Origin of the sequence: Aeribacillus sp. FSL M8-0235, from assembly GCF_038000355.1 — a bacterium.
Classification (GTDB): domain Bacteria; phylum Bacillota; class Bacilli; order Bacillales; family Aeribacillaceae; genus Aeribacillus; species Aeribacillus composti.
Genome location: NZ_JBBOBW010000001.1, coordinates 2,136,582 through 2,163,326 on the forward strand (window position 1 = coordinate 2,136,582; position 26,745 = coordinate 2,163,326).

31 protein-coding genes are annotated in these 26,745 nt (G+C 39.0%); all 31 read right to left on the reverse strand.

What is annotated here, in order from left to right; translation table 11 throughout:
- Positions 1–9: 9 nt before the first annotated feature.
- Positions 10–1,158: a 1-deoxy-D-xylulose-5-phosphate reductoisomerase gene (dxr, locus tag NSQ71_RS10230; RefSeq protein WP_066246474.1), complete on the reverse strand. Its 1,149-nt coding sequence runs from the start codon at positions 1,156–1,158 to the stop codon at positions 10–12.
- Positions 1,155–1,967, reverse strand: coding sequence for a phosphatidate cytidylyltransferase (locus NSQ71_RS10235; protein ID WP_339230559.1), 813 nt, complete (start codon positions 1,965–1,967; stop codon positions 1,155–1,157). Before NSQ71_RS10235 ends, dxr begins: the two co-directional genes overlap by 4 nt.
- 15 nt (positions 1,968–1,982) lie before the next feature.
- Positions 1,983–2,756 carry an isoprenyl transferase gene (locus tag NSQ71_RS10240; protein WP_063386694.1) on the reverse strand — a complete coding sequence of 258 codons (774 nt, stop codon included), beginning with the start codon at positions 2,754–2,756 and terminating at the stop codon, positions 1,983–1,985.
- 118 nt (positions 2,757–2,874) lie between these two features.
- Positions 2,875–3,432 (reverse strand): ribosome recycling factor, encoded by a 558-nt coding sequence (gene frr / locus NSQ71_RS10245; protein ID WP_063386693.1) that lies wholly within the window; start codon positions 3,430–3,432, stop codon positions 2,875–2,877.
- A gap of 2 nt (positions 3,433–3,434) precedes the next feature.
- Positions 3,435–4,157, reverse strand: coding sequence for a UMP kinase (gene pyrH, locus NSQ71_RS10250; RefSeq protein ID WP_063386692.1), 723 nt, complete (start codon positions 4,155–4,157; stop codon positions 3,435–3,437).
- Between the two features lie 109 nt (positions 4,158–4,266).
- Positions 4,267–5,148, reverse strand: a complete 882-nt coding sequence (gene tsf, locus NSQ71_RS10255; RefSeq protein ID WP_063386691.1) for a translation elongation factor Ts — start codon at positions 5,146–5,148, stop codon at positions 4,267–4,269.
- Positions 5,149–5,224: 76 nt separating this feature from the next.
- On the reverse strand, positions 5,225–5,926 hold the full coding sequence (rpsB, locus tag NSQ71_RS10260; RefSeq protein WP_063386690.1) for a 30S ribosomal protein S2: 702 nt from the start codon (positions 5,924–5,926) through the stop codon (positions 5,225–5,227).
- A 149-nt stretch (positions 5,927–6,075) separates the two neighbouring features.
- Positions 6,076–6,555 (reverse strand): DUF6115 domain-containing protein, encoded by a 480-nt coding sequence (locus NSQ71_RS10265; RefSeq protein ID WP_066246479.1) that lies wholly within the window; start codon positions 6,553–6,555, stop codon positions 6,076–6,078.
- A 28-nt stretch (positions 6,556–6,583) separates the two neighbouring features.
- Positions 6,584–7,354, reverse strand: coding sequence for a FliA/WhiG family RNA polymerase sigma factor (locus NSQ71_RS10270; protein ID WP_063386688.1), 771 nt, complete (start codon positions 7,352–7,354; stop codon positions 6,584–6,586).
- 35 nt (positions 7,355–7,389) lie between these two features.
- Positions 7,390–7,887 carry a chemotaxis protein CheD gene (locus tag NSQ71_RS10275; RefSeq protein WP_340733921.1) on the reverse strand — a complete coding sequence of 166 codons (498 nt, stop codon included), beginning with the start codon at positions 7,885–7,887 and terminating at the stop codon, positions 7,390–7,392.
- Positions 7,888–7,891: 4 nt separating this feature from the next.
- Positions 7,892–8,518 (reverse strand): chemotaxis protein CheC, encoded by a 627-nt coding sequence (locus NSQ71_RS10280; RefSeq protein WP_066246481.1) that lies wholly within the window; start codon positions 8,516–8,518, stop codon positions 7,892–7,894.
- The gene (locus tag NSQ71_RS10285) at positions 8,502–8,975 is read right to left on the reverse strand and encodes a chemotaxis protein CheW (protein WP_063386685.1); all 474 of its coding nucleotides are present in this window, start codon (positions 8,973–8,975) and stop codon (positions 8,502–8,504) included. The genes NSQ71_RS10280 and NSQ71_RS10285 overlap by 17 nt, the downstream gene beginning before the upstream one ends.
- 25 nt (positions 8,976–9,000) lie before the next feature.
- Positions 9,001–11,061, reverse strand: coding sequence for a chemotaxis protein CheA (locus NSQ71_RS10290; RefSeq protein WP_063386684.1), 2,061 nt, complete (start codon positions 11,059–11,061; stop codon positions 9,001–9,003).
- A 19-nt stretch (positions 11,062–11,080) separates the two neighbouring features.
- Positions 11,081–12,133, reverse strand: a complete 1,053-nt coding sequence (locus NSQ71_RS10295; protein WP_063386683.1) for a protein-glutamate methylesterase/protein-glutamine glutaminase — start codon at positions 12,131–12,133, stop codon at positions 11,081–11,083.
- Between the two features lie 5 nt (positions 12,134–12,138).
- Positions 12,139–13,014 (reverse strand): MinD/ParA family protein, encoded by an 876-nt coding sequence (locus NSQ71_RS10300; RefSeq protein ID WP_339196530.1) that lies wholly within the window; start codon positions 13,012–13,014, stop codon positions 12,139–12,141.
- A gap of 6 nt (positions 13,015–13,020) precedes the next feature.
- Positions 13,021–14,109, reverse strand: coding sequence for a flagellar biosynthesis protein FlhF (gene flhF, locus NSQ71_RS10305; RefSeq protein WP_339196533.1), 1,089 nt, complete (start codon positions 14,107–14,109; stop codon positions 13,021–13,023).
- Positions 14,109–16,142, reverse strand: a complete 2,034-nt coding sequence (gene flhA, locus NSQ71_RS10310; protein WP_066246489.1) for a flagellar biosynthesis protein FlhA — start codon at positions 16,140–16,142, stop codon at positions 14,109–14,111. Before flhA ends, flhF begins: the two co-directional genes overlap by 1 nt.
- Before the next feature lie 23 nt (positions 16,143–16,165).
- Complete coding sequence (gene flhB, locus NSQ71_RS10315) at positions 16,166–17,248, reverse strand: flagellar biosynthesis protein FlhB (protein ID WP_340733922.1); 1,083 nt, start codon at positions 17,246–17,248, stop codon at positions 16,166–16,168.
- Complete coding sequence (fliR, locus tag NSQ71_RS10320; RefSeq protein WP_066246491.1) at positions 17,245–18,021, reverse strand: flagellar biosynthetic protein FliR; 777 nt, start codon at positions 18,019–18,021, stop codon at positions 17,245–17,247. The genes flhB and fliR overlap by 4 nt, the downstream gene beginning before the upstream one ends.
- A 5-nt stretch (positions 18,022–18,026) precedes the next feature.
- Positions 18,027–18,296: a flagellar biosynthesis protein FliQ gene (gene fliQ / locus NSQ71_RS10325; protein ID WP_063386677.1), complete on the reverse strand. Its 270-nt coding sequence runs from the start codon at positions 18,294–18,296 to the stop codon at positions 18,027–18,029.
- A 17-nt stretch (positions 18,297–18,313) separates the two neighbouring features.
- Positions 18,314–18,979 (reverse strand): flagellar type III secretion system pore protein FliP, encoded by a 666-nt coding sequence (gene fliP, locus NSQ71_RS10330; protein WP_063386676.1) that lies wholly within the window; start codon positions 18,977–18,979, stop codon positions 18,314–18,316.
- Positions 18,976–19,617: a flagellar biosynthetic protein FliO gene (locus NSQ71_RS10335; RefSeq protein WP_339196542.1), complete on the reverse strand. Its 642-nt coding sequence runs from the start codon at positions 19,615–19,617 to the stop codon at positions 18,976–18,978. The genes fliP and NSQ71_RS10335 overlap by 4 nt, the downstream gene beginning before the upstream one ends.
- Positions 19,618–19,629: 12 nt before the next feature.
- The gene (locus tag NSQ71_RS10340) at positions 19,630–19,992 is read right to left on the reverse strand and encodes a response regulator (protein ID WP_063386674.1); all 363 of its coding nucleotides are present in this window, start codon (positions 19,990–19,992) and stop codon (positions 19,630–19,632) included.
- A 21-nt stretch (positions 19,993–20,013) separates the two neighbouring features.
- Positions 20,014–21,093: a flagellar motor switch phosphatase FliY gene (fliY, locus tag NSQ71_RS10345; protein ID WP_063386673.1), complete on the reverse strand. Its 1,080-nt coding sequence runs from the start codon at positions 21,091–21,093 to the stop codon at positions 20,014–20,016.
- A complete protein-coding gene (gene fliM, locus NSQ71_RS10350; RefSeq protein WP_063386672.1) occupies positions 21,086–22,084 on the reverse strand; it encodes a flagellar motor switch protein FliM in 999 nt (332 codons plus the stop codon). Before fliM ends, fliY begins: the two co-directional genes overlap by 8 nt.
- Before the next feature lie 33 nt (positions 22,085–22,117).
- A complete protein-coding gene (gene fliL, locus NSQ71_RS10355) occupies positions 22,118–22,546 on the reverse strand; it encodes a flagellar basal body-associated protein FliL (protein ID WP_066246495.1) in 429 nt (142 codons plus the stop codon).
- Positions 22,539–22,757, reverse strand: a complete 219-nt coding sequence (locus tag NSQ71_RS10360) for a flagellar FlbD family protein (protein WP_063386670.1) — start codon at positions 22,755–22,757, stop codon at positions 22,539–22,541. The genes fliL and NSQ71_RS10360 overlap by 8 nt, the downstream gene beginning before the upstream one ends.
- Positions 22,758–22,782: 25 nt before the next feature.
- Positions 22,783–24,312: a flagellar hook-basal body complex protein gene (locus tag NSQ71_RS10365; protein WP_339209909.1), complete on the reverse strand. Its 1,530-nt coding sequence runs from the start codon at positions 24,310–24,312 to the stop codon at positions 22,783–22,785.
- Between the two features lie 35 nt (positions 24,313–24,347).
- Positions 24,348–24,791: a flagellar hook assembly protein FlgD gene (gene flgD / locus NSQ71_RS10370; protein ID WP_063386668.1), complete on the reverse strand. Its 444-nt coding sequence runs from the start codon at positions 24,789–24,791 to the stop codon at positions 24,348–24,350.
- Positions 24,792–24,800: 9 nt separating this feature from the next.
- Positions 24,801–26,072, reverse strand: coding sequence for a flagellar hook-length control protein FliK (locus NSQ71_RS10375; protein ID WP_340733923.1), 1,272 nt, complete (start codon positions 26,070–26,072; stop codon positions 24,801–24,803).
- A gap of 44 nt (positions 26,073–26,116) precedes the next feature.
- Positions 26,117–26,737 (reverse strand): MotE family protein, encoded by a 621-nt coding sequence (locus tag NSQ71_RS10380; RefSeq protein ID WP_340733924.1) that lies wholly within the window; start codon positions 26,735–26,737, stop codon positions 26,117–26,119.
- Positions 26,738–26,745 lie beyond the last annotated feature (8 nt).

The following is a 26,745-nucleotide window of genomic DNA, read 5'->3' on the forward strand; positions in this document are numbered from 1 at the left end:
TAACCACCTCTAATTAATTAAAGATTGAACAAACTGTCTTGTCCTTCCATCCGCTTCTTGTATATCCTCCAAGGTCGGATTGAAAAGCGGAGCATGTTCTTCTAATGCCCTTTCTACAAGTTCTTCTATCTTTAAAAACGGAATTTTATCTTCCAAAAAAGCATTGACTGCCACTTCGTTCGCTGCGTTTAAAACAGCAGGCATTGTACCTCCTATTTTACCCGAATCAAAAGCAAATTTTAAGCAACGGTATCGATCAAAATCAATTTTTTCAAAATGAAGCTGTCCATATTTTGTTAAATCCAATCTTTCGCTTTCATAAGAAGGAATTCTATTTGGATATGTAAGCGCATATTGAATCGGTATTTTCATATCAGGAGTTCCAAGCTGCGCTATGATGCTGCCATCATGAAATTCGACCATCGAGTGAATGACGCTTTCTTTATGCAGCAGCACATCAATTTGGTCGTATGAAACAGAAAACAGCCAATGTGCTTCAATGACTTCAAGCCCTTTGTTCATCATCGTCGCAGAATCGATCGTTATTTTTGCGCCCATTGACCAGTTCGGATGGTTTAACGCTTCCTTAACTGTAACATGCTTTAATTCATTTCGCGATTTATCCCGAAAGCTTCCTCCTGAAGCCGTTAAAATAAGCCGTTCGACGCTTTCCTTTTTTTCCCCGTTCAAGCATTGGAAAATCGCGGAATGTTCACTGTCCACAGGAAGAATTTGCACATTGTGTTTTCGAGCATAGTCGGTCACAATTTGTCCAGCTGTAACAAGTGTTTCCTTATTCGCTAAAGCGACCGTTTTTTTCGCTTCGATCGCTTTTAGTGTTGGAATAAGCCCGACGCTCCCAATGACCGCATTCACTACTATCTCGCCTTTATGATAAACAGCCGTTTCACACAGCCCGTCATGTCCGTATGTAAGCTGACAGCTTGAAGGGATGTTCAAACGAATTTGATCATAAATTTCACGATTTTTGACAGCAACAAGCTCTGGTTTAAATTCATGAACAGCCTTCAATCCAAGTTCGATATTTTCTCCAAATGACATCGCAACTAGCCTGAATGAATCCGGATTTGCTCGAATCACATCGAGAGTTTGCTGCCCAATAGATCCTGTCGCACCCAGCAAAATAATTTTTTTCACATTGTCACCCCTTGTCTACTGATCAATTGGATGAAGAAATATAAAATCGGCATAATAAAAATCAAGCTGTCAAAACGGTCAAGAACTCCCCCATGGCCTGGAAAAATCGTTCCGGAATCCTTTGTGCCGTAATGGCGTTTAAAAGCGGACTGTACTAAATCCCCCATTTGTCCAACAATAGAAACAATGACGGACACAAAAACGGTTTGAACATATGTCGGTAAAAAATTTACAAAATAGTGGAAAATTAATCCAACCAAAATTGCCGAGAAAATACCTCCGAAAAATCCTTCGACTGTTTTATTAGGGCTGATTTCAGCTGATAATTTTTTCTTTCCGAAGGCTCGGCCGATAAAGTAAGCGCCTGAATCAGTCGCCCAAATCGTTAGCAGAGCAAACAAAAGCTTGTCTAGACCTAACACTCTCATTTCAATAAAAAAATAAAATCCGACTCCCACATATATGATCGCAATGAGCGCAAATCCAACGTCATCAAAAGAAAATTGGTTTTTTGAAAACACTGTATAGATCAATAACAGGATCGCGCCAAAAAAAAGAAAGCCAGTTTTACTTATATGTATTTGATGAAGCAAATCAATATAACGGTTTGGGAAAATTAAAATCCATAAAAGGATAAAGCTGAACAAAACTGGAAATGAAAATAAATGAAATCGTTTCATTCTAAATAATTCAAACAATCCAACTGATGCAAGCACATAAATAGCAATTGTCAGCGGAAGTCCGCCAATAATGACAATTGGTACAAATAAGGCTAAAGCACAAATTGCTGTAATGATTCGTGTTTTCATTTTTTTTAGCTCCTTCTATACGCCGCCGAATCTGCGGATTCTCTGCTGATATTCGCGGATTGCCTCCAAAAAATGGTGTTCATTAAAATCCGGCCAGAGCACATCCGTAAACCAAAATTCAGTATAAGCCAGCTGCCAGAGCATAAAGTTGCTTAGCCGAATTTCTCCGCTTGTCCGAATTAACAGGTCAGGATCTTTGAGCTTTTTCGTCATTAAATAGTTGGAAAACAATTGTTCATCTATGTCATCTATATGTAGTTTTCCATCTTCGCGGTCTCTTAATATTTTTTTTACTGCTTCAACAATTTCTGTTCTGCTGCCATAGTTCAACGCAAAATTTAAAATCAGCCCGGTGTTTTGCTTCGTTTCATTCACAGCTTTCTTCACAGCATTTACCGTATAATCGGGGAGCATAGATTGATCGCCGATAACCCGAACTTGCACGTTTTCCTGTATTAATTCCGGCAAAAAAGTCGATAAAAATTCGACCGGAAGGCGCATTAAATAATTAACCTCATCTTTTGGCCTTTTCCAATTTTCTGTTGAAAACGCATATAAGGTCAAAACTTTGATGCCGATATCGCTCGCTAATTTCGTAATTTTTTTAACTACTTTCATTCCTTCCCGATGGCCGGCCATCCTAGGCAGCGATCTTTTTTTCGCCCATCTTCCGTTTCCGTCCATGATGATGGCCACATGTTCCGGTATTTCATTTACTAAAATGTTTTCTTTCGCCACCAAGTTTTTGGAACCTTTGCTGCTCTTTTTTTTATAAGGAAAATTAAACATAAGAATCCTCCACCGAGAATAATATGACATTAAAAAATGTAGCAAATCCTCTTGAACAAAAAAACCCCCTGTGAGAAAAGAGGGTTTTTAGCACATTTCTATTGTACATTCATTTTGTTTAAACTTCCATGATTTCTTTTTCTTTTTCTTTTGTTGCGGAATCAATTTTTTTAATGTATTCGTCCGTCAGTTTTTGTACATCATCTTGAAAACCGCGCAGTTCATCTTCTGTAATGTCGCCCGCTTTTTCTAATTTTTTTAATTCATCATTTGCATCTCTGCGAATGTTTCGCACAGCAACTTTTGCATCCTCTGAATATTTGCGAACTACTTTTGTCAGTTCTTTTCTTCGCTCTTCCGTCAATGGAGGAATGGCAATGCGGATGACGGATCCGTCCGATGTCGGCGTTAATCCAAGATCAGATTTTAAAATCGCTTTTTCAACCTCACCGATTGTCGATTTGTCATAAGGCTGAACAACAAGCAAACGTGCTTCTGGCGTGGAAATCGATGCCAATTGATTTACAGGAGTTGGAACTCCGTAATAGTCGACCTGAATTTTATCAAGCAAAGACGCGTTTGCCCGGCCTGCACGAACACCTGCTAATTCACGTTTGAAAGCTGATAAAGCTTTTTCCATTTTTTCTTTCGCTTGTGAAAGAACTTGTTTAGACATGTTTATTTCCCCCTTACAATTGTTCCAATATTTTCTCCTAAAACAGCACGTTTAATGTTGCCTTCTTCCATAATCGAGAAAACAATTAAAGGAATATTATTGTCCATGCATAATGAAGAAGCTGTTGAATCCATGACAGCCAACCCGTCTTTTAATAAATCTAAATAAGATAACTCATCATATTTTACCGCTGAGGCATCCTTTTTTGGATCTGCGCTATATACACCATCTACATTATTTTTCGCCATTAAAATGACATCTGCTTCGATTTCAGCGGCTCTTAACGCAGCCGTTGTGTCTGTTGAGAAATAAGGATTTCCTGTTCCTGCTGCGAAAATGACTACTCTTTTCTTCTCCAAATGGCGAATGGCTTTTCTTCTTATGTACGGTTCTGCGACTTGTCGCATTTCAATTGAAGTTTGCACTCGGGTAGGAATGCCGAGTCCTTCCAAACTATCTTGTAAAGCTAAAGAATTCATAACAGTCGCCAGCATTCCCATATAGTCTGCTGTTGCCCGATCCATCCCCATCTCGCTGCCGATTTTGCCTCTCCAAATGTTTCCGCCGCCAACAACTACTGCGACTTCTACACCCATTTCAGCAATTTCCTTTACTTGTCTGGCAATTGACTGTATGACGGAAGGATTAATTCCAAAGCCTTGAGCTCCAGCAAGCGCCTCTCCACTTAATTTCAGCACGATACGATGATATTTTGGCGTACTCATATTAACCTCCAAGCTATTTCTTGACGCTATATATAGAAAAGTTGAAACAAAGGGTTTTCAAAAAGAGGGAACACTCGCTTGTGTTCCCTTCTTAACATTTTCATGACTTTTATTTCTTAATTTGATTCATAACTTCTTCAGCAAAATTTTCTTGACGCTTTTCAATTCCTTCTCCAACTTCATAGCGAACAAACGCTTTTACGTTTGCGTTTTGTGCTTTGACGAAATCGCGTACTTTTTGATCAGGATTTTTTACAAAATTTTGCTCTAAAAGGCAAATTTCCTCAAAAAATTTGCCGAGGCGGCCTTCAACCATTTTTTCTACAATGTTTGCAGGTTTTCCTTCTTGAAGAGCTTGTTTTTTAAGAACTTCGCGTTCGTGCTCCACTTCAGCCTGAGGAACATCTTCACGAGAAATATAACGCGGATTAACCGCTGCGATATGCATTGCTACATCTTTTGCAGCAGATTCATCATTTGTGCCTTCAAGCACCGTTAATACTGCAATGCGTCCGCCCATGTGCAAGTAAGCGCCGAAGACATCTTGATCATTTTTCTCGACAACTTCAAAACGGCGTAATGTAATGTTTTCGCCAATTTTAGCAATAGCAGCATGGATGTATTCTTCCACTGTTGAACCGTTTTCCATTTTGGAAGCCAATGCGTCTTTTAAATCAGCTGGTTTGCTTGCCAGCAAGTGTTTAGCCAAATCTTCAATTAATTGTTTAAAAGAATCATTTTTGGCAACGAAGTCTGTTTCGGAATTCACTTCCAAAATAACAGCTGTATTGCCGTCAGTTTTGATCAATGTCAAGCCTTCTGCAGCGATTCGGTCAGCTTTTTTCGCAGCTTTCGCTATGCCTTTTTCACGAAGATAATCTATTGCTTTGTCCATATCACCATTTGTTTCAGTCAATGCCTTTTTGCAGTCCATCATGCCTGCACCGGTTTTTTCCCGAAGCTCTTTTACCATTTGAGCAGTAATTGCCATAAAAGTTCCTCCTTCAATTCGTATGCTTAAAAAAGGTGATAAAAGGCTAAAATCCCCTCTTATCACCTTTTGTCATTTAGGCAGTTGTAGTTTCTTCGCCTTGTTTGCCTTCTAAAACAGCATCTGCTATTTTGGAAGTTAACAATTTGACGGCGCGGATTGCATCATCATTTGCAGGGATTACATAATCGATCTCATCCGGATCGCAGTTTGTGTCAACGATGCCGATAATCGGAATATTTAATTTGCGAGCTTCCGATACAGCGATGCGCTCTTTGCGAGGATCGATAATATAAACAGCATCAGGCAGCTGTTTCATTTCCTTAATGCCGCCTAAAAATTTCTCAAGGCGTTCCAATTCTTTTTTCAAACGAACTACTTCTTTTTTCGGCAATACATCAAATGTGCCGTCTTCTTGCATTTTTTCAATTTCTTTTAAACGAGCAATTCGTTTTTGAATTGTAGCAAAGTTCGTTAATGTTCCTCCCAGCCAGCGCTGATTGACGTAAAACATTCCTGCACGTTCTGCTTCTTCTTTAACAGATTCCTGCGCCTGCTTCTTCGTACCAACGAATAAAATGTTGCCTCCATTTGCAGCTAACTCTCTTGCAAATTGATACGCTTCCTCAACTTTTTTTACTGTTTTTTGAAGGTCAATGATGTAAATTCCGTTCCGTTCAGTGAAAATATAGCGTTTCATTTTCGGATTCCAACGGCGTGTTTGATGACCGAAATGAACACCAGCTTCTAATAATTGTTTCATTGAAATAACTGACATTTTCATTCCTCCTAATGGTTTTTCATCCTCCGCCCGCTTCATTTTTAAGCATGACTGCACAAAACAGCACCGATGCTTAAATCAACAGACGTGTGTATTAGCACCAAAAACAAATATAACATATGGAAGTTTGGCAATCAAGAAAGAATTCAATCGTTTTGTTGAAATTTCATGACGAGTTCAATTTCTGTTTTGCCGACATGTAATGTTTGTGCGATTTCGTCTATAGTATATCCTTTCTCTAATAATTGGAATACTTGTTTATGCAAATTTTTTCTTTTATCTTTAGGCTCTTCTATAAGCTCTGCATCCTTGTCGATAGGCTCTACATCCGCGCTCGTGTCTTTCTGGATTGTGCTCACTTCCACCTTGTCTTCCAGCTGCGTAACTAATTTTTCGAGATCAAAAGAACCGGGCTTGGCGCTGTTTTGCTCGAGCTGTTCAAGAAATTGTTTGTTTTCTTCTTTTAATTCCAATAAAAACATCGCGAGCGAATCTTCTGCTTCTTTTAATAATTGTTCCTGCTTTTCTTCTATTTTTTTTACATTTTGATAGCGAGTATAAAGGAGAATGATAAAGTAAAACGAAACGATGTGCAAAACAAAGCTCAGTAAAAGAAATACCGCCATGTTTCAACCTCATTTAATTGTATTCTTTTTAAGATAAAAGCTTAACGAGCGTTCCTTTTAATTTATATAATGCTTTCGAATGAATTTGCGAAATTCTCGAAGTGGACAAATTCAGCACGTTTCCTATCTCTGTTAATGTCAGCTCTTCTTTATAAAACAAGCTTAATACGAGCTGCTCCTTATCGTTTAATTGTGAGATCAATTTTGTTAAATGCTCAAATAATTCCTCTTTTAACAGATGCTCTTCCGGAGTTAATGTTTTATCATCCTTAAGGACAATGTTCATCTGTTCCCCTTCTTCTTGGTCATGCAATTGTTCATCAATTGACAAGACATTGGCAAAAAAGTTTTCATTGACGACATGAACGACTTCTTCGGGTGTCATACCCAACTCTTCTGCAACTTCATTAGGCGTCACATTGCGATGATATTTTTGCTCCAACCGCTCAATGGCTGCTTCCACTTTTTTTGCTTTTTCCCGAAAACTTCTTGGAAGCCAATCTTCTTTCCTTAGTCCGTCAAGAATGGCTCCGCGTATGCGGAAGGATGCATACGTATCGAATTTTAAATCTCGTGTAGGGTCAAATTTTTCCAGTGCATCATATAATCCCATCAATCCAAAACTTATTAAATCATCTTTATCGACATTTTTTGGAAGACCCACTGAAATACGACTGACATGATAGCGGACAAGCGGCATATATTTTTTGACGAGCATGTTGCCCGCATCTTGATCACGGTGACGAAACCACTTGTCCCAGTACACCCTTTCATCATTCAGTGTCATCGATTGGACCATTGCCTTTTTCCTCCTTCTAAAATGTCAATCTCCGGCTATATTTGCTTCACTCCAAGATTGACGGTGCGAATCGTCAAAATGAATGAATTCGTATCAAATTCAATGGTTCTTCCATTTGTACCGCCAACATCTTCGCTAACGATAGGGATATTACTGCTCAACAAATGCTGTTTGACCGCTTCAACATTTCTCGGACCTATTCGCATGATTTTGGAAGATGGCCGATGCGGAAACATTTCAGCTCCTCCAGCTATTTTCGCTTTAAAAAACATGATGTTTCCTCCATAGTTTTTTAAAAGACGAATTAATTCTGTTACAGCCGTATCCGCATATTTTGCACAATTTAAAGGCTCCTTGTTTGAAAGCGAAGAATCAGGCAGCATTATATGAGCAAGTCCTGCCAATTTATTTACATCATCATAGATGACGAGTCCGACGCAAGATCCTAATCCAGTTGTTCGAATTTTCCACGGAGCTTTCACAACATTCATTTCCGAAATACCGACTTTTACAACATTTTCAAAATGCCCCATTTCACTAAACCTCTAATATGTCAAAAATTTTTTTATATGACTGTGAGTCGGGCAGAAAGAAAATATGCCCTCTTATTAATTCGGAATCTTGATGCCCTTCTTCTTTTATAACAGCATCGATGACAAGTGCTTCATCACTTTCAAGCGAAAGCTCGATCAGAGCATGACTGATAATCGCGCCGAACATATCACATTGGATGGCAGGAACGGACGGATTAACCATCAAATTGGTCATGTTCGATAAAACAGATAAATAGGATCCAATTAGGATGTTGCCGAGCTCCTGCAAAACAGAGCATTCCATTTCTTTCATAGTTGAAGCATCCTGAAGAACATAATCATTCATTAATGCTTTTGCATATTTTTTAGCCTGCGGGATCGGCAAAATGAAAAACATCGATCCAGTTATATCCTCTTGAATGCGGATGTATACAGCCGTAACCTCTGTTTCCGCACCGCCTGCTAAATCCATCACATCGTTAAAAGAGGCGACATAAACGTTCGGAACTTTCATTTCAATTTTTTTATTAAGAAGTTGGGACAGACTCGTTGCGGCATTTCCCGCTCCGATATTGGCAATTTCCTTTAATATATCGATCCTTTTGTTTGATAAATCAAACAACTTGCTCATGCTCTATTACCCTCTGATTTTCTTTGCTCAGCACTTTTTCAAGGTCAAGGAGCATAATCAGCCGTTTATCCAATTTTGTAATTCCTTTTATAAACTCGGTTTCTACTTGTTCGATGACGCTTGGAGCAGGTTCAATACTGTCTTCAGATATATCGACGACATCATTGGCAGAATCAACAATCAATCCAACTTCCATTTCATTTTGAACAGCTATAATCACTCTCGTCTGATCTGTTATTTCTTTTTCCGGCATATTCAATCTTTTTCTTAAATCTATGATCGGAGTGACAACACCGCGCAAATTGATAACTCCTTTTATATAGTCAGCTGTTTTCGGAACGCGGGTGATATGGTCAACTTTTTCAATCGATTTCACATTTTGTACAAAAACCCCGTATTCTTTGTCTTGCAGCTGAAAAACTATGACCTTCTGTTCATTAAATACACTATTTGCCATTCTCATCTTCCCCTTCCATCAAGCATTACTGGATTAATGCATTACAATCAACGATCAATGCAACTTGACCGTCTCCTAAAATTGTGGCACCTGAGATGGCGAATACATTTGTCAAATATTGTCCTAACGATTTCAAAACAATCTCTTGCTGACCGATGAAGGAATCGACAACTAAACCAGCCATTTTATCTCCTTTTTTGACAACGACGATTGAAACATAATCTTGGTCATCCTCGGCGTCCACTTCAAAAATTTCTTTTAAAAACACTAGAGGTACAATTTTTCCGCGATAATCAATCACCTTGTTTTGATGTGTCTGTAAAATATCTTCTTTTTTAATAACAAGGGATTCAATGATAGACGAAATCGGAATACCGTATTTTTCATTTCCAACTTCAATGAGCATGGCGGAAATAATCGTTAATGTCAGCGGGAGCTGGATCGAGAATAAAGATCCTTTTCCTTCTTCCGACTCGATGGTGATGCTTCCTCCGAGCGATTCGATTGTATTTTTCACTACATCAAGCCCTACACCCCGTCCAGAGACATCTGAAATTTTTTCAGCCGTTGAAAAGCCTGATGCGAAAATGAGTTCATGAATTTGTTTTTCCGTTAATGTTTCGCTTGCCTCTTTTGTAACGATTCCCCGCTCAATAGCTTTTTGCAATACCTTTTTCTGATTGATTCCTGCACCGTCGTCTTCGATTTCGATAAAGACATGATTTCCGCTGTGATATGCGCTGAGCCGCAGCGTTCCTTCTTCTTTTTTGCCATATTTCAGGCGGGTTTCAGGCGTTTCAATCCCATGGTCGATCGCATTTCGGATTAGATGCACAAGCGGATCGCCAATTTCATCAATGACGGTCCGATCCAATTCGGTTTCTGCGCCAGTGACAACTAAATTGATTTTTTTATTTAAATCGCGGGCGAGATTTCTCACCATTCTCGGGAAGCGGTTAAAAACGGTTTCGATTGGGATCATGCGCATATTTAAAATAATGTTTTGCAAATCAGCTGAAACTCTGGACATTTTCTCAACCGTTTCTTTCAGCTCCGAGTGATTTAATTCTTTTGATATTTGCTCCAAACGCCCTTTGTCGATGACTAATTCTTCAAACAAGTTCATTAAAATATCGAGGCGCTCAATGTTGACGCGGATCGTCTTTTGCTGGTTTTTCTTCTGTTTTTGGCTAGTGTCTTTCGAGCTGTCCTTCTGCTGACGGCTTTGCTTGCTGGAAACAGTAGTTTGTTTGCTAGCAGCAGTTTGTTGGCTGGCATTAGATTGTATGCTGGAAACAGACTGCTGTACTCTTTCAGTACTTGGCTTTTCTACATTCACTTTTTCAACTAGTACTTCTTCAACCTCTGAAATTTTCAATAGGCTGTTCCGGATAAAGTCCTTATCTTCCTTCGTAATGTAGGCAACCGAAAAATTGTTGTCAAACTTTTCTTCTTCGAGTAAATCAACAGAAGGCGATGATTTGACCACTTCCCCGTGCTTCTCAAGCAATTCAAAAACCATAAATGCTCTCGCTGCTTTTAAGATGCAGTCTTCTCGAAGCCGAATGTTGATTTCGTATACTTGAAATCCTTGTTCAATTGATTGAAGAATGACCGTCCTGTCATATTCATCAAACTTCAGTTTTTTCACATCCTGCACTTGTTCTCTTGATGTTTCATTTTCAGCTGTCTCATCTTCAATTTGTTCTCCGCTTTCAATCGCTTGCAGTTTTTTCACAATGGCCGAAACATCTTTTTTGCCGTCTCCTCCATCCGCAATCGATAAAACAATTTCCTCCAAATTCTCCAATGCTTCAAAAAGGACATCCATAATTTCAGGCGTTACTTCTAATTTTTGATTGCGAATGGCGTCAAACACATTTTCTATTTTATGTGTTAAATCGGCTAAATCTTCAAACCCCATCGTTGCGCCCATTCCTTTTAATGTATGGGCGGAGCGAAAAATTTCGTTCACAATTCCTAAATCATCCGGATTTTGTTCAAGCTCCAAAAGCTTTTCGTTGCACGACTGCAAATGTTCTTTACTTTCTTCAATAAAAATGTCCAAATATTGATTCATTTCCATGGCAGCACACTCCTTGGATTTAGATCAGCTTTTGAATTAAATACGGAATTTCCATTAAATCTTCCACGTAATCAACCACATTCGCTTGGATGGCGGATTTTGGCATCCCAAATATAATGGAGGTTTTTTCGGACTGTGCGATCCCTGTCGCATCTGTCCTTTCTTTTAATGCTTTCAATCCTTTTGTCCCGTCAGAACCCATTCCCGTTAAAATACAAGCAATCGTTTGATAATATTTTAAATTCGATAAAGATTCAAACAGTACATCTACTGAAGGTCTGTGCCCTCTCTTTTTTTCCGATTGATCCAGTTCAATGAATAAATTCCCTTGTTTTTCTATTACTTTCATATGGCTGCCTCCAGGCGCTATGTATGCTACCCCATTTCTGACGATTTCTTGATGCTCGCCTTCCTTTACTTCGATGTTTGACATTTCATTTAATCGTTCAGCCAACGATTTTGTAAATCCTGGCGGCATATGCTGTACGATGAAAATCGGCGAATTCAGGTTTTTCGGGAAGCATGGAACGATTTTTTGAAGGGTGCTCGGTCCGCCAGTAGAAGTTCCAATGGCAATTAAAGATTTTTTTCGCTGTCGATGGCTCTTTTCTTTCATCATCTCCTTTCGAGGAAATGTGTCGATCTCTTTTTTTAACATCTGAACTTTTTCTTTTGCCCGTTTTGCTGCTAGAACTTTTGCAATTAATTCTTCTTTCACTTTAAATATGTCAAGAGATATGGAGCCGGAAGGTTTCGGGATAAAATCAAACGCTCCGAAAGCTAAAGATTTTATCGTGTTTTCGGCTCCTTCTTTCGTCGAACTTGAAAGCATAATGACTGGTCTTGGAAACTTGTCCATGATAATCTGCAAAGTATCAAGCCCGTTTAAAACCGGCATTTCAATATCTAACGTCACAACATCAGGATCAAGCTCTGCGATCTTTTCAATTCCTTCTTTTCCATTTTTAGCTGTGCCAATCACATCGATGGAAGGACTCTCTAAAAGCAAATCGGAAATCAACTTTCTCATAAATGCCGAATCATCAATAACCAAAACCTTTACACGACTCAAAAACATCACCTACTTGAAAACAAAGATCTAAGAGAATGAATAAATCCTTTTCTTTTTATTTTACCATTTAAGTACATCTCTGTTATATTTTCTAGTGCTTTCGATATAGGAGCATTCGGAAAACGCAAAATAAACGGAATTTGTTCCATGACTGATTTCTGCACATGATCATCCTCCGGCAAACTGCCGAGCAAATCAATTGTTTTATGTAAAAAACGCTCTGCAGTGGTTCTAATTTTTTCCCATGTTTCTTTCGCTTCAATGTTTTTCTTGAATCGATTGACAACTACTTTCATCACCTTTTCTTGATCGAACTGGTGAATGAGCTTTATCGCACTGTAGGCGTCCATAATCGATGTCGGTTCAGGCGTCGTAATGACGATAATTTCGTCCACTGCAAGCAAAAATTTCAAGCTGTCTTTCGAAATTCCTGCCCCCATATCAAATAAGATGGTGTCGTATTTCTCTATTATTCTTTCAAGCTCGTAAAGAAAAAATTGAAACTCTGCTTCATCGATTGTGACAATATTGGAAAGGCTCATTCCTCCTGACAAATACTGCAAATTTAAAGGACCTTTTTTGATAATTTGTTCAATTCCAATGCGGTTTTTCAGCAAATCGACAATTGATCTTTCTTGATACTGCTGTCCAAGCAAAAGATCGATGTTTGCCATCCCAATATCGCAATCTACCAGCAGTACACGGTCGTTTCGTTTTTTGATCAAGTTTAAAGCGAAATTTAAAACGAAATTCGATTTGCCGACTCCCCCTTTTCCGCTAATCACAGCCACTGTTTTTGCATGACGGTTAGGCGGAGAGTCTTTTATCACCGAATATTTGTTTTGTTGAACAATCTTTCTGAGTTGTTCTGCTTGATCCATATCCTGCTACCCCATTAAATATTGAATAAAAGTTTCATGATCGAGCTTATGAATGTCGTCTGGAACATCTTGACCGTCAGTCATATATCCGGCACCAATCTTTGTTTTGTAGACGATGTTATACATAGCTCCATAAGAGGAGGTTTCGTCATGTTTAGTAAAAATAAATTGATGAATCGGCAAATGAGAAAATTGGTTATAAACTTTTTCCATATCTTCAAATTTTGAAGTTAAAGAAAATACTAAAAATGTTTCCATTTCATCCTGAAAGTCAATGGTTTCGCTTAAATCTTGCACATATTGCTGTTCAAGGAAGTTCCGGCCCGCCGTGTCAATAAAAACGATGTCGCAGTCATTCAGCTTCTTTTTCCCCTCCTGAAAATCAAATGAGTTATAACAAACTTCAAGCGGGGCATTTAAAATTTCGGCATATGTTTTTAATTGATCGATCGCAGCAATTCGATAAGTGTCCGTCGTAAGAAATCCGATTTTTTTCTTATAATTTATTTTGCAGATTGCGGCAAGCTTTGCCAATGTCGTCGTTTTTCCAACACCGGTTGGTCCTACAACATTCACAAATTTTTTTGAAAAAGTAATGCCGTGAAAAGGAATGTCCGAAATTCTCTTTTTTAACTCTTTCTTCAATTGAAATTCCAGTTGTTCGTTTGTCAGCTTTTTTTGATGAATCAAATACGTTTCCAGTATAGATGCGATCACATCCTGTTTAATCGGTTGCAGCAAACCTAACGAATCGATTTTTTGTTCGATCTCTTTTAGGTCAGGATGAATAACAGTACTGTTTACGGACATGGATTGAACGAGATCCTTCAGTTTTTTTATTTCATTCAGTACAGGAGCCATCTCTAATTGTTGGTCCGTTTGATGTTCTATTTTTTCATTTTGGGACCCGCTGATCATTTCATCTTCTTCGTCAATGCCCGCCACCACTTCAATCATTTTTTTCTTAAACATTCCTAGAAATCCACCAGTATAGACGACTTTCGAATTGAGGATGACAGCATTTTGACCGAGTTGGCTGCGAATCGTCTTCATCGCCTCTTGCATAGTATGGGCTTTGAATTTTCTAATCTTCATTAAATATTCACCACTCCGACACTTTGTACTTCAATGTTTGATTCAAGTTCGTTGTATGACAATACGGGTACATCAGGCAAATATCGCTCGATCAGCTGCCGTGCATACATTCTGACAGAAGGCGAGCAGAGCAAGATTGGCGTTTGCTCTTCCATTGCCAGCTGTTCCACATTTTTGGCAATGGCTTCGACAATCCTTTGTGATACATGCGGCTCCAATGACAAAAAGGTTCCTCGTTCTGTTTGCTGCACGCCATCGGCAATGGCTTTTTCTACTTGAGCGGAGAGAGTAATGACTTTCAATGTCTCCCCTTCTTTTGCATACTGGCTTGTAATTTGTTTTGCCAGCGACTGTCTTACATATTCAGCTAAAATTTCCGGATCTGTTGTAAATTTGGCATAGTCAGCTAATGTTTCAAAAATAACCGGCAAATTTCGAATAGAAATTTTTTCTTTAAGCAGTTTCGCCAAAACTTTTTGAATATCTCCTATAGAAAGTGGATTCGGCGTAACTTCTTCCACTAATATCGGGTATGTTTCTTTTAAATGATCGACAAGCTGTTTTGTTTCGTGTCGTCCAAGCAATTCATGAGCATGCCTCCGGATCGTTTCCGTAATGTGAGTAGAAACAACGCTAGGAGGATCGACGACCGTATATCCTGCCAATTCAGCTTGTTCTTTTAAATGTTCGCTGATCCATTTTGCAGGAAGTCCAAACGAAGGCTCAATTGTGTCAATCCCTTCAATCGAATCATTATCCATTCCTGGCGCCATCGCCAAATAATGATCGAGCATAATTTCACCTTTCGCCGCTTCGTTTCCTTTAATTTTTAATCTGTATTCATTCGGCTTTAATTGGATATTATCCCGTATTCGGACGACAGGAATGACAAGGCCCAATTCTACGGCAAGCTGCCTTCTGATCATTACGATCCGATCCAACAGGTCTCCCCCTTGTCCGCTATCAGCAAGAGGAATTAAACCATATCCGAATTCAAATTCAATTGGATCCATCGATAAAAGATTCATCACTTGCTCCGGACTTTTCGCTTCGTTCATTTCCACTTCTTCTTCAACAATCTCTTCGTCTTTTTCAATTTGTTTCTTCGTACGATTCATCGCAAATGCTAAGAAAGCAAACATGAGAGCGATCGGAGTTGTTACGATCGGACCAATCGGAGTAACAATACCTAAAATAAAGATGATTCCTGCGGTAACATACAGCAGCTTTGGAAATGCTAAAAGCTGGTTCGTAATGTCTTGTCCTAAATTTCCGTCAGAAGCAGCTCTCGTGACAACAATCCCTGTTGCCGTTGAGATTAATAAAGCTGGAATTTGGCTGACTAATCCATCTCCAACTGTAAGAAGCGTGAATTTTGAAACAGCTTCTTGAAAAGAAAGCCCCTGCTGGATCATGCCGATGATAATTCCGAAAATAATATTGATCAGCACAATTATGACACCAGCAATCGCATCTCCTTTTACAAATTTGCTTGCTCCGTCCATTGCGCCATAAAAATCTGCTTCTCTTGCAATCGTTTCTCTCCGTTTTTTTGCCTCGTCTTCCGAGATGATTCCCGCATTCAAGTCTGCATCAATACTCATCTGCTTACCGGGCATGGCATCAAGCGTAAAGCGGGCTGCCACTTCTGCTACCCGTTCAGATCCTTTTGTAATGACAACAAATTGAATAATAACTAAAATGATAAATACGACAAAACCAACAAGGATATTTCCACCGACAACAAAAGTTCCAAACGTTTCCACGACTGTTCCCGCTTCTCCATTAGCTAAAATCGAACGCGTTGTGGAAACGTTTAAGCCGAGTCGATATAACGTTAACAAAAGCAAAAGAGAAGGAAAGATTGAAAATTGTAAAGGCTTTTCAATGTTCATGGATGTAAGGAGGACGAGCAAGGCAAGAGATATATTAATGATAATCAATATGCTCAGCAGCCATGAAGGCAGCGGGATGATAAGCATGGCAACAATTAAAATGACAGCTACTATAACCGATAAATCTCTTGCTGACATGATACTTCCTCCTAGCAAAATTGTTACACTTTTTGTTTTTGACGATAAACATAAGCTAAAATTTCAGCCACAGCCTTAAAAAATTGTTCAGGAATCATCTCGCCAATTTCCACTTGGTCATACAAGGAACGAGCGAGCTGCCTGTTTTCGACTGTTATGATTTCATGGGCTTTGGCAATTTGCTTGATCTTTTGCGCGACAAAATCTGTTCCTTTTGCAACTACGACAGGTGCATCGTGTTCCTTTTCATCATACTTTAAGGCAACTGCATAATGAGTAGGGTTCGTAATGACGACATCAGCTTTCGGAATTTCCTGCATCATCCTTCTCATCGCCATTTCCCTTTGTTTCTGTTTAATTCTCGATCTAATTAACGGGTCGCCTTCCATTTTTTTGTACTCATCTTTTACTTCCTGCTTAGACATGCGAATGTTTTTTTCGAAATCCCATCTTTGATACAAGTAATCTAGCAATGCGATGAACAAAAGCGCACCTGAAGCATATAGTCCTATCTGCACCGCCAGCTTTGAAATTGAAGCAAAAGCTCGTTCAAGCGGCATTTGCGGAAGTCGCAAAATCTCCTGCCAATTGAAATAAATATACGCAAAGGTTACCCCGCCGATAAAGAAAACTTTTAAGATCGATTTCAAAAGCTCGACAATTGCCCGAATGGAATATATGCGTTTAAATCCTTCAATCGGATTCAGTTTATTTAATTTCATTTTCAACGGTTCAGTTGTAAAAAGAAATCCAACTTGAATATAATTACTGAAAACCCCAGCAACGAAGGCTGCTATCATGATTGGAGCGGTAATTTGAGCGCCTTCCAATACATATTTATTAAAGATTGAATGCACATTTTCTTCTGTGATATCCGTCAACAAATAATCTTCAAAAGTAGAATGGAACATGTTTAAAATATTATCAATCACCGTTTTCCCGAAAAACAGCAATGACAGAAAAACTAAAAACATGGTGATGGCTGTGTTCAAATCGGGACTCTTGGCAACCTGCCCTTTTTTCCTGACATCCTGCCGCTTTCTCGGAGTCGCTTTTTCCGTTTTTTCTCCGGCAAAATATTGCAAATCTAACGGTAAATAATTCATGCGCCATCACCTAATAAATTCATTAAGGTTCTCATCACATCGAACATGTATTGGAAAAGCCCCTGAATCAGCATAAATATAATGCCTAAAACGAGCACCATCATCAGAAAGCTGACGCCAATTTTAATGGCAAACCCAATGACAAATACATTCATTTGCGGAACTGTCCGGGCAACAATCCCTAGAGCAAGGTCAACTAAAAAGAGCGAAGCGACTATCGGAAGCGCCATTTGAAATGCTACGAGAAACATTTTGCTGAACGCCTTCAAAACTTGTTCGGCAACAGCTCCATCAGAAATCGGAATAAAATATTGATCCGGAGGGATTACTTGAAAACTGTATACAATCCCGTTAATCAGCATATGGTGCCCGTTTAGGCTCAGCATGAGCAATAGGGCAAAAGAATAAAGAAATTGTCCAATTAACGGCGTTTGAACTCCTGTCTGCGGATCAATAATATTCGCGATGATAAACCCCATTTGAAAATCGATTAAGCTTCCTGCAATGTGGACAGCTGACATGATGATATATGCGATCAGACCAATGAATAGTCCGATTAAAACTTCTTTAATAATTAGCGGGTAGAAATTCGCATCTAAGTCAACCTTTCCCTCATCGATCGTCATGACGATGATAAGGGAAAGGAAAAAAGACATGCCAATTTTAAACCGCATCGGAATATTCCGATATGAAAATAATGGAAGCGTTGCAATAAAAGCTGTTATTCTTGTAAACACAAGCAAAAAAAGCGGATAATACTCCAGCATCATCATTCAACTCATCCAACAAATTGATTGAGATTGCTGAAAATATTATGTGTATACGACAAAATGACAGATAGCATCCATGGGCCAAAAATAATCAATCCGACCAAAACAGCCACAATTTTTGGTATGAACGCCAATGTCTGTTCCTGTATTTGTGTCGTTGCTTGAAAGATGCTGACAATTAAGCCGACAACAAGCGATATTAAAAGAAGTGGCCCACTGATCATTAAAGTTGTATAAACCGCTTTTTCTGCTATGGAAAGGATCATTTCGGTACTCATTGGCTCACCTACTTATTTTAAAAACTTTGCAGCAATGATTTGACAACTAAGTACCAGCCGTCCACGAGCACAAACAGCAATATTTTAAAAGGCAATGATATCATGACAGGAGGAAGCATCATCATTCCCATTGACATGAGGACACTTGATACAACCATGTCAATGATTAAAAAAGGAATAAAGATCATAAAACCTATTTGAAACGCTGTTTTTAATTCGCTGATGGCAAATGCAGGCACTAAAGCCACGAGCGGAATATCGTCAATCGTCTCAGGATTTTCAATATTGGCGTAATTTAAAAACAAAGCTAAATCTTTTTGTCTCGTATGTTTGCTCATAAATTCCTTTATCGGCTTTTCCGCCTGTTCATACGCTTCCTCAATGGTTATTTCATTGTTGAACAAAGGATTCAAAGCTTTTTCATGTATTTCTTGAAAAGTCGGTCCCATTATAAAAAAGGTTAAAAAAAGTGCAAGGCCGATGAGCACTTGGTTAGGCGGCATTTGCTGGGTAGCAAGCGAAGTTCGCACAAACGATAACACGATGACGATGCGCGTAAAGCAAGTCATTAAAATCAATATCCCTGGTGCAATTGACAAAACGGTGAGCAGAAGCAAAAGCTTCACAGTCGTCGCAACATTTTCCGGATCATTTTGATTAAAATAGCTAAAAAACTCACTCATTTTTTTGATCCTTTCTGCCGAAGACGCTGCATCTGTTCACGTCTTTCTTTTAATAGTGATTCCAGTTCTTTTTTGAAGGAGGTCTTCTCGCTACCCTTTTGTTTATGATTATTTAGAATGAAGCGCATCATATTTTGTTCAAAAGCATTGTTGCCGGGCTCTTTCTGCATGTCGATAATTTTCTTATATTCCTCTTCATCATTAATTTCTTGTAATAGTTCAATCGTATCCCCGACGCCAACGATTAGAATGCGATTCCCCACCTTCACCAGCTGGATGGACTTGTTTTGTCCTAAGGAAATGCCGCCGAGATTTTGTAAGTATTTAGTTTCTTGCGGAAGCTTCATTTTTTTGTTTAAAAATTTTAATAAAAAGATTAAGAGACCTAAAACAAGAATAAGTGTAAAAATCATTTTCAAAACATCGAATACTGATAAGGAGGTGCTGTTGCCACCATCTTCAACCAATTCGTTCGTCGCTTTCTCTTCTTTTTTTTCATCCTGTTGATCGGATGTCTGCTGTTTTAAATATTCCTCAACGGTGGGATTTTTCGCGGCTGCATGCACGAAATCGGCGTTTATTGGAACATAAAAAAACAACAGCCATAAACAGCACAAATATGTAATACATCGTTTCAATGCAAATGCTCCTTATCCCAATGTCTTTTGAATAGCTTCCAGTACACGATCGGCCTGAAAAGGTTTCACAATAAAATCTTTGGCACCAGCTTGAATAGCATCGATTACCATTGCCTGCTGTCCCATCGCTGAACACATGACAACTTTTGCATTTGGATTAATTTTGCGGATTTCCTTTAAAGCAGTGATGCCATCCATTTCAGGCATTGTAATATCCATCGTGACTAAATCAGGCTGCAATTCTTTAAATTTTTCGACTGCCTGCGCACCATCTGCAGCCTCTCCTACTACTTCATATCCATTTTTTGTCAATATATCTTTGATCATCATTCTCATAAATGCTGCATCATCAACGACTAAAATCCTTTTTGACATTTTGCTCCTCACTCCTATCAACTATTTTAGATTCATTATCCGATCTGCTTGACTCATGATATCCGTTACGCGAACACCGAAATTTTCGTCGATGACAACTACTTCACCTTTTGCTACCTTTTTGCTGTTTATGAATATGTCGACTGGCTCCCCGGCCAGCTTATCAAGCTCGATAATGGATCCTTTAGACAATTCCAAAATTTGTTTGATGGATCTTTTTGTTCTTCCAAGCTCAACCGTTACATTTAAAGGAATGTCGAGCAACAGCTCCAAATTGTGCGTGTCTACAGATTGATTCGTTTGTTCGTCAAATGTCGCAAATTCAACAGGTTTAACTTCAACAGGCTGAGCTTTTTCCTTCTCGCTTTTTTCTATATGCAGCTGTTGATTTTCTCGCGCTTCTTCAGGTTCTGTTTGCACGTTATTTGATGCCTCTTTACTCGCTTTATTCATTAATTCAACAACGAGCTGTTTAGCAAAATCAAGGGGTAAGAGCTGCATAATATTCGAATCAATTAAATTGCCGACAGTTAATCGGAAGGATACCTTCACAAGCAGTTCATCATCAGGAATAGCATCGGTTCCTTCCCCTTCTTTAACATTCAATAATTCGAGGCGAGGCGGTGAAATATCTATTTTTTTATTTAAGACGGTTGACATTGATGTGGAAGCAGATCCCATCATTTGATTCATCGCTTCCTGGACAGCACTTAATTGAATTTCCCCCAATTCATCCGGGTTGGAACCATCCCCGCCAATCATTAAATCAGCAATGACAGCAGCATCGCTTTGTTTAATTACAAGCAGATTGCTGCCGGACAGCCCTTCTGTAAAAACTACTTCTATTGCTACGTATGGATGTGGAAACTCCTTTGCCAGTTCTTGCTTATTAATAATTGACACGCTCGGAGTAGTGATTTCTACTTTTTGATTAAGCAAGGATGATAAAGCTGTAGCAGAACTGCCAAAAGAAATATTTCCTATCTCCCCAATCGTATCTTTTTCAATATCATTCAATAGATTGTCAGTTTCAGTTGATTCTTGATTTCCCCCTTTTAATAGAGAATCGATTTCCTCTTGTGACAACATGTTATCAGTCATCAGCTTCGTCACCTCTCTCTATGTGGCCTAATATTTGAACGGCCAGCTTCTTGTTCTTTTTGCCAGGCTGTCCAAAAAATTTAGGGACGTCACCTACTTTAATCACCAACGGGTCGCTGGTCGATTGATCAAGACGGATCATATCCCCCACTCGCATTTCAAGAAACTCTTGAACTGTCACAACGGACGTCCCTAATTCCGCAACCACCGGAACTTCTGCAAGCTTTATCCGGTTTTTGATTACTTCCGTTTCCACAGAGTTTTGGGCTTTCCTTTCTGATTGCATCCAATAATGGACGGAAAGCTTTGGAATAATTGGTTCCAACACAACATGGGGAATACAAAGGTTTATCATTCCGCTCGCTTCTCCCACTTGTGTATTAAGGGAAATAACAACAACTGTGTCATTTGGAGATACCATTTGCAAAAATTGCGGATTTACCTCAAATTCCTGCATGCAAGGCTCAATGTCCAAAATGGTACTCCAAGCTTCACGGTAGTGCTCCAAAGTTTTTTCGAAAATGGATGCAATAATTTTCATTTCAATTTCTGTTAATTGTTCAATCTTATTCATGGAAGCCCCGAAACCGCCCATTAACCGATCCATCATTGCGTACGCAATATTTGGGTTCACTTCCATAATAATTCTTCCATCAAGTGTCCCAAGTTCAAAAACATTTAAAACCGTCATTTTCGGAATGGAACGGACAAACTCTTCATAGGGCAGCTGGTCTACAGACGTGACGGTTATTTGGACATATGTCCGCAATTGCGCAGCAAAATACGTCGTTAAAAGCCTTGCGAAATTTTCATGCACTCGAGTAATGCTGCGAATTTGATCTTTTGAAAAACGAAGAGCACGTTTAAAATCGTAAACTTTTATTTTCTTTGCTTCTTCTTCTTTCTTTAATTCATCAACATTCATTTCACCGGTCGTTAATGCAGATAATAGCGCATCAATTTCACTTTGCGATAAAATTTCATTTGACATAATGAGAACATCACCTCCTTATCCCTTTTTTGTCTATTGAAGGATAAAGGAAGTCGTGTACACTTGTTTCACTTCTCCTTCTTGTAAAAGCGCATCGACCTTCTTTTTAATCGTATCTTTAAAGCGGTCCATTCCAGCTTGCCCTTCCAAATCTTTTGCTTCCATATTTGCCAGTTCGGTTATAATAATATCTTTTATTTGAAATTCTCTCTTTTCTAATTCTTCTCTCGCTTTTTTGTCAGATGCTTCAATTTTGAAAGAAAGTCTTACAATATTTTTACTTTTTAAGTTTGTCGTAATTTCAGGAACATCAAATGACGATTCCACCACCTCGTCGATGGAGCGGTTTTTCGCTTCTACCGGATCCTTCGTAAAAAATTCCATGACGACAAACGTAGTCAGTGCAGCAATTCCAACGGTTGAAATGACGATTAATAATGCAGTTATAAATTTTTTACTCATTTTCTTGTCCCCCGAAATAGAAAGCTTTCCCAAAACCAAATTGTTTATAAAGCTCATTGATTTTTGTTACTACTTCCGTCTGTGAATCTTTTACTATATATTTTTTGCCGGATATTAACGTAATAGTCGTATCAGGAAACGATTCAATCCGTTCGATTAACAACACATTCAGATAAAAAGCTTCGCCATTCAGTTTTGTTAATTTGATCACGTTTCAAGCTCCCCCGTTCTTCCTATTAACGTTTTAAGCCAAGGAGCTCCTGCAAAATTTCGTCAGAAGTTGTGATGATTTTCGTATTTGATTGAAAACCTCTTTGTGCCACAATCATTTCCGTAAATTCTTCCGCCAAGTCCACATTGGACATTTCTAGCGAGCTTGTAATTAGCGAGCCTGCACCATCTTCTCCAGGAACAGATAACTCATTAAGCTCCAATCCGTTTCCGTTTTTATCCAAGAATCCAGAGTTTTGCGTCTCGATAAACAAATTGCTTCCCACTTTTTCCAAACCTTCTGGATTCGGGAAATTAGCGATGCGAATTTGGCCTGCCACTTTCAACTGTCCGTTGCTATCTGTAAATGTGATTTTACCGTCCGCCCCTATACTGAATGTTTTTGCCGACAGCGGAATTTGAATCAGGCCTGGTTCACCGCTTAAAGAATTCGTCCACTGCGGTTCTCTTAAACTTTCAGCAAGATTTTCATATTTGATAACAGCTTGTTCGATATTGTTTAGTGAAACTTTGTAGCTTTCAATCGTTCCGATCAATTTTGACATTTGATCTAGAGTAGCTGTATCAACGCTTGATTCCAATTCAACGTCAGCTTGCGGATCGTTTGGATAATCATTTCCAACTTCAAGCTGTCCAATTGCATTTGTAATGGTAGTTAAAATATCAGTATAAGGTGGTGTATCATTGAACACATCTATCGAGTCATTTAATAGATTGATCGCTGTATCAAATTGATCGCTGATATTGTTAAATCCGGACGCATTCGTCACCGAATTATTGAACTCATCCCATACTTCCCCGAGTGCATTATAAGCATTTTGCATCGCTGTATACCAAGAAGATGGATTTTCTTTCCCATTTTTCTCCCATAACTCGACTGATTCGTTGTAAGCCTCATAGGCTTCCATCAGCGCATTGGCTTTTTTGCCGATATCGTTCAAAGATTCATACATATTTTTATAAGGAGTATTAAAAGATGTAATTTGCTGCAGCGCAGCGTTTGCTTTATCAATCCCAGCCTGTGTCGGCGGGGTTTTTTCGCCTGTTTCGCCGATCAAATAATACCCTTCACCTGTCACAATATAGCCATTGGCATCCAAGTAAAAGTTCCCAGCGCGGGTATAGGCAAGGTTTACGGCATTATTGATGGATCCAAGAATTTTGTTGTCCCCGTATTGACCGGCATAATCAATATTCACTCTTGATAAATCGGTGATCGTCCCAACAGGAAAGAATCCGTCTCCAGATATGGCCACATCTAAAACTCTTCCAGTCGATTGAGTTGGTCCAGATGTATGAACAGTGTCGATTGTTCCGATTGCCGCACCCAACCCTACCTGTGCTGGATTTATACCTCCTCGTCCATTTACAGCGGCGCTTGCGCCTGAAATTTGCTGGTTGACTAATTCTTTAAAAGTGACACGTCCTTTTTTGAAGCCGTACGTGTTGACATTCGCGATATTGTTGCCAATGACATCCAATTTCAATTGAAAATTTTTCATTCCGCTAATACCAGAATACATGGAACGCAACATATGAACCTCTCCCTTTCTTTAAAATTTTAATATTATTATCCTTCCTGATCAGATGAATCGTTTTCTCCAGCTTCGGATACTTTCGTAATACTTGAGCTTTCCACTTCATCGCCGTTGGCAAGCGCAATGATGACTGTATCTCCATTCATCCGCACGCTTTTGACAATGCTCTGCTTTTGCTCACCTTCTTTTGAGTATTCTACCGATTTGCCGATGAGCTGCGAATATTTGATGAGTGCATCCGATTTTAAAAAGGCTTCAAGCGATTTATTCATGTTTGTTATTTGTTCCAATGTTGAGAAATTCGCCATTTGAGCAATAAACTCTTTATCTTCCATTGGATTTAGCGGATCCTGATATTGCAATTGGGTAATCAATAACTTCAAAAAATCATCTTTTCCAAGAGTTGACTTAGCTTCCCTTGCTTTGTTTTCTGTATAGGTCGATAACAAATAGCTGTCGATGGAAATTCCGCTCATAAGAACCTCCTATATAATGGCATTTACATACTCTTTTAATTTTTCCATAAAAGTTTGGTCGTTCTGCTGTTCATTTTGGTGCTTTTCTTGATCTTCCCCTGTATGTTGTTGCGAATGCTCACGTCCTCTTTTTTCTTGAAAGAAATAATGCTCTTCGTCAAAAATATCAAAGCGGTCAATTTGCAATGTTATATTCGGCAGCGAATGCTTTAACTGCTGAATACTATGCTCTAACAATTCTTTCGCTGATTGAGTCGATGTCTTAATTTTGGCGCTCATTTGGTCGCCATCTTTTATTAATTGAATGGTAATGGTCCCTAAATGCTCCGGAGTGAGCCGTATCGTCAATTTTTGTGCGCCATTGGGAAGCTGGCCAAATCGACTTGTTTTTATTACGTCTTTTAACTTTTGAAAAAATTCCTCTTGGACGTCTATACTCAGTTCAGAATCAATTTGCGAAGCCGGATTTTCTGAGCCAAATTTGTTTATGTATGAAGTAAGAGTCAACTCAAACGTATCCTTCGTTTGGCTCGTTAGGAAATTTCCAACACTTTTTTGTTCAGCACGGCTCTCTTGTTGAACAAACTCCATTAGAGGATGCGTTCTTGCCAATATTTCCTCACGCTGCACCAATGGTTTCTTATTCGTGTCCATTTGTTGTATAAAATGAAGCGGCTCTGATGTTTCTAGATCATTAGGCAATATGTCAGCTATGGTAGCACTATGATTCTCATATCGTCCAATCCGAACAGCTGTTAAAATATTTTGAAGCATCGTGCTGCCTAGATCTCCATACTTTCTAGTAATGGTTTCAAAAACTTCGAGCATTCGAATAAACTCGTTCGGCTCATTTCGTTGCAAATAAGCTAAAATAGCTGTGATTTGCTGAAAAAGTACAGTTTTTTCCGGACTTTGCTCCGTATGATCAACATTCAATTCCATATTGCTCGCAAATGTCAATTCCAAATTTTCAGAAGAAGGTTGGCTGACAGAAGATAAACTGCTGTCTTCTCTCTCCTGTTTGTCTTGAGCGTCTGTTTCCTGATCGTGCAAAATGTCAAGAGAGAGCCAATTTTTGATCGCATCTTGCAACTCTTCTAAGATAGTTGTTTCGATTTCTAATTTTTGCGGTTCATTTCCTTTCACCTGATCGGCTGGCTTCATGTTCACAAGCTGATCAAAAAACGTTTGAAAAGTTGACTCTTCCTTTTTTTCTTCTCCGTTTGTTGATGGTATGTTTCGCGTGTTCAATTGGAAAAACTGCAATTTAATGGCATCCATTTGTTCACCTCCTGTAATATGATCAGAATGTTCATGTAAGTTATTTATTGAGCAGCTGCCTCTTCAGTTGCTGATGGTACAGATTCGGCTGCTGGTTGTTCAGATTGAGCTGCTGCTTGCTCGGATAACAGCTTCGTATATTTGGCAGCGTCTTGGGGAGTCATTTTTTCTAAAATTCTAGCAAGCACAGCTTTTTTTAAAGATGATAGTATGCTCATTGCTTCATCATCAGAAAGCTCTGTAATGATAGCAGCTGCTTTTTTACTTGACATTTCCCCATATACTTTCGCAATATCAACGGCTTGTTGATTTTTTTGCGGATTGGTTTGAGCTGCGTTTTCCAATGAGTTGATTTGCTGTGTCAGCTCTTGTATTTCTTCATCCTTGCTTTTCAGCTGTTCTTGCAGCTGATTGATTGCGCTTTCCTGCTCTTCAATCTTTTGCTTGAGCTCTTCTTGCTCTTTTTCCAGCTGCTCGTTCAGCCTTTCAAGATTTTCTTGCTTCTGACCTCCTTGCGCTAAGTCCGAAATAATCGGAATATTTTGGGCCGGCAGAATGCCGAGAAAAAACATGACGATTACGGCGACAAGCCCAAGACTTAAAAGTGATAAAAATATGGTCAAGAAAGTTTTCAAACCGCCTCGTTTCTTTTCTTTTTTCGCCATCATTTCCA

Excerpts from the sequence above, each read along its gene's own strand:
- fliR (WP_066246491.1), bottom strand. The coding sequence starts at position 18,021 with ATGATGATGCTGGAGTATTATCCGCTTTTTTTGCTTGTGTTTACAAGA.
- NSQ71_RS10340 (WP_063386674.1), bottom strand. The coding sequence starts at position 19,992 with ATGTCAAAAAGGATTTTAGTCGTTGATGATGCAGCATTTATGAGAATG.
- flhF (WP_339196533.1), bottom strand. The coding sequence starts at position 14,109 with ATGAAGATTAGAAAATTCAAAGCCCATACTATGCAAGAGGCGATGAAG.
- NSQ71_RS10290 (WP_063386684.1), bottom strand. The coding sequence starts at position 11,061 with ATGGAAATGAATCAATATTTGGACATTTTTATTGAAGAAAGTAAAGAA.
- frr (WP_063386693.1), bottom strand. The coding sequence starts at position 3,432 with ATGTCTAAACAAGTTCTTTCACAAGCGAAAGAAAAAATGGAAAAAGCT.
- fliP (WP_063386676.1), bottom strand. The coding sequence starts at position 18,979 with ATGAGTGAGTTTTTTAGCTATTTTAATCAAAATGATCCGGAAAATGTT.
- NSQ71_RS10265 (WP_066246479.1), bottom strand. The coding sequence starts at position 6,555 with ATGGCGGTATTTCTTTTACTGAGCTTTGTTTTGCACATCGTTTCGTTT.
- fliY (WP_063386673.1), bottom strand. The coding sequence starts at position 21,093 with ATGACTGATAACATGTTGTCACAAGAGGAAATCGATTCTCTATTAAAA.
- fliL (WP_066246495.1), bottom strand. The coding sequence starts at position 22,546 with ATGAGTAAAAAATTTATAACTGCATTATTAATCGTCATTTCAACCGTT.
- rpsB (WP_063386690.1), bottom strand. The coding sequence starts at position 5,926 with ATGTCAGTTATTTCAATGAAACAATTATTAGAAGCTGGTGTTCATTTC.
- NSQ71_RS10275 (WP_340733921.1), bottom strand. The coding sequence starts at position 7,887 with ATGGGGCATTTTGAAAATGTTGTAAAAGTCGGTATTTCGGAAATGAAT.
- flgD (WP_063386668.1), bottom strand. The coding sequence starts at position 24,791 with ATGAGCGGAATTTCCATCGACAGCTATTTGTTATCGACCTATACAGAA.
- NSQ71_RS10285 (WP_063386685.1), bottom strand. The coding sequence starts at position 8,975 with ATGGCAAATAGTGTATTTAATGAACAGAAGGTCATAGTTTTTCAGCTG.
- fliQ (WP_063386677.1), bottom strand. The coding sequence starts at position 18,296 with ATGAGTACCGAAATGATCCTTTCCATAGCAGAAAAAGCGGTTTATACA.
- fliM (WP_063386672.1), bottom strand. The coding sequence starts at position 22,084 with ATGTCAAATGAAATTTTATCGCAAAGTGAAATTGATGCGCTATTATCT.
- NSQ71_RS10380 (WP_340733924.1), bottom strand. The coding sequence starts at position 26,737 with ATGGCGAAAAAAGAAAAGAAACGAGGCGGTTTGAAAACTTTCTTGACC.
- NSQ71_RS10300 (WP_339196530.1), bottom strand. The coding sequence starts at position 13,014 with ATGGATCAAGCAGAACAACTCAGAAAGATTGTTCAACAAAACAAATAT.
- tsf (WP_063386691.1), bottom strand. The coding sequence starts at position 5,148 with ATGGCAATTACTGCTCAAATGGTAAAAGAGCTTCGGGAAAAAACCGGT.
- flhB (WP_340733922.1), bottom strand. The coding sequence starts at position 17,248 with ATGAATTATTTACCGTTAGATTTGCAATATTTTGCCGGAGAAAAAACG.
- NSQ71_RS10365 (WP_339209909.1), bottom strand. The coding sequence starts at position 24,312 with ATGTTGCGTTCCATGTATTCTGGTATTAGCGGAATGAAAAATTTTCAA.
- flhA (WP_066246489.1), bottom strand. The coding sequence starts at position 16,142 with ATGTCAGCAAGAGATTTATCGGTTATAGTAGCTGTCATTTTAATTGTT.
- NSQ71_RS10270 (WP_063386688.1), bottom strand. The coding sequence starts at position 7,354 with ATGGTCCAATCGATGACACTGAATGATGAAAGGGTGTACTGGGACAAG.
- NSQ71_RS10235 (WP_339230559.1), bottom strand. The coding sequence starts at position 1,967 with ATGAAAACACGAATCATTACAGCAATTTGTGCTTTAGCCTTATTTGTA.
- NSQ71_RS10280 (WP_066246481.1), bottom strand. The coding sequence starts at position 8,518 with ATGAGCAAGTTGTTTGATTTATCAAACAAAAGGATCGATATATTAAAG.
- NSQ71_RS10375 (WP_340733923.1), bottom strand. The coding sequence starts at position 26,072 with ATGGATGCCATTAAATTGCAGTTTTTCCAATTGAACACGCGAAACATA.
- NSQ71_RS10240 (WP_063386694.1), bottom strand. The coding sequence starts at position 2,756 with ATGTTTAATTTTCCTTATAAAAAAAAGAGCAGCAAAGGTTCCAAAAAC.
- pyrH (WP_063386692.1), bottom strand. The coding sequence starts at position 4,157 with ATGAGTACGCCAAAATATCATCGTATCGTGCTGAAATTAAGTGGAGAG.